A 1,760-nucleotide genomic window follows, 5' to 3' on the forward strand; every position below is an offset into this window, starting at 1 on the left:
CCCGTTAGAATTCCTGTAAAACGAATAATCTGGTCTTTGCACAAAAACGAGCGCCTCGGTACGATGGGGTTACGTCACGGGTCAATGCCCTAAAAAGCCCATCATCTAGGAGGTCGCTCTACTATGAAGTTTAAATCACAGGATAAACAAAATCAACGCATTGAAAACATTTCCTCATCGCATTTAGTTGTCGGCGTAGATATTGCACAGGAGGCTCACGTCGCTCGTGCGGTTAGCTTTCGGGGAATTGCCTTAGGATCGCCGCTAGAGTTCGGCAGCCATGACGAGGGTTTCCAGCTGTTCGGCCGCTGGATTCAAGATCTGCTCAAGTCGTACACGCTGAGCAAAGTCATCGTCGGCATGGAACCCACCGGTCACTACTGGTTCAGCCTGGCTCGCTGGCTTTCGGCCAAAGGCATTGAGGCTGTTCTCGTAAATCCCCATCTCGTCAAAAAGAACAAGGAAAACCGCGACAATACGCCATCTAAAAGCGACCGCAAAGACGCGCTCGTCATCGCGGATATGGTCAAAAACGGCTACTATTCCCCTGTGCGCTTCAACCCGGAAGCTTACGAGGAACTACGGATTCTCATGGCCAACCGCGACACGGTTGCCAAACGGCTAAACAGCGCCGTTAACCAGATTCATCGCTGGGTAGATATTGTCTTTCCGGAACTTCGTCACGTCTTTAAAATCCTTACCTGCACCAGCGCCATAGCCACGTTAAGGCTGTTTCCTCTCCCGAAGGACATTAGCCAGTTAACGACGGAACAAGTCATTGCCGGCTGGAAGCAATACGTGAAACGCCATGCGGGCATTCATCGAGCCGAGCAGCTCATTGCCCTGGCTAAACGCAGTGTTGGCGCCACGCAGGCGCTGCACGCCTACAAACTGCACTTGGGTCAACTGCTCGAAGAATACGACTTGGCGCAGCGCCAGCTTGAGCAGATTGAGCACGAGCTTCACTACAGCCTGGTGCGTATTCCGTACGCTCAGAAGTTGCTTGCCATTCGAGGCGTAAATGCAACGAGCTTAGCTGGTGTGCTAGGTGAAGCCGGTGATCTGAGCGGCTATGCACACGGCAATGCTTTACTCCGCCATGCCGGGCTAAATCTAGCAGAAGCCAGTTCCGGGAAATGGCGTGGAAAGATGGTGCTCAGCAAACGTGGGCGCCCTCGTCTCCGACGCTTTCTCTATCTCATGACGATGTGCATGGTCATGACCAATCCGGATGTTAGAGCGCTGCACCACCACAATGTCGACGTGAAAAAGCTAAAGAAAATGAAATCTATTATGAAATTATGCGGTAAAGTAGCCCGAATGCTTGTCGGTCTGGCGAAGAGCAGCGAGGCTTACGACTCCAACAAAGTTTTTCCGCAAGCAGCTTAACCGGCATTTTCTCACCAGCTGATGCATTCGCAGGATTCCAAAAAGCACGGAGTATCGGGAGACATTACGCAAAAGGGCTCGGACCCGTTCCGTTAGAAAAACCGACCTCCACCCCTTAGTAGATGTGACGAAGGAATGAAAGGGCTTGGACCCGTTGAGACATGGGAGTGAAAATCGCTAGGGGCGACATGGAGACGTGCAGGATATGAAGTGAATTGGGTGATTCATCCCGCACCCCTGTTCCTGCACGCCCTTTCAGTTGTTCCAAGCTACCGGCTCCTCTGTTCCCTTCTTATCTCGCGCTAAACTAAAGGTGAAATCCTGCGAATTCATGAGTTTGAGTGAGAAAACTTAATCACTTCGAGGGAGCT

Annotated in this window: 1 protein-coding gene; it reads left to right on the forward strand. The window is 51.6% G+C overall.

Translation table 11 applies throughout. The annotated features are described in order from the left end of the window. Window positions 1-123 precede the first annotated feature (123 nt). Window positions 124-1,389, forward strand: a complete 1,266-nt coding sequence (locus tag NLX78_RS26335; protein WP_254351922.1) for an IS110 family RNA-guided transposase — start codon at window positions 124-126, stop codon at window positions 1,387-1,389. Window positions 1,390-1,760 lie beyond the last annotated feature (371 nt).

The sequence above is a fragment of the Paenibacillus sp. Lou8.1 genome, from assembly GCF_024213565.1.
In the GTDB taxonomy this organism is placed as follows: Bacteria; Bacillota; Bacilli; order Paenibacillales; family Paenibacillaceae; genus Paenibacillus; species Paenibacillus polymyxa_B.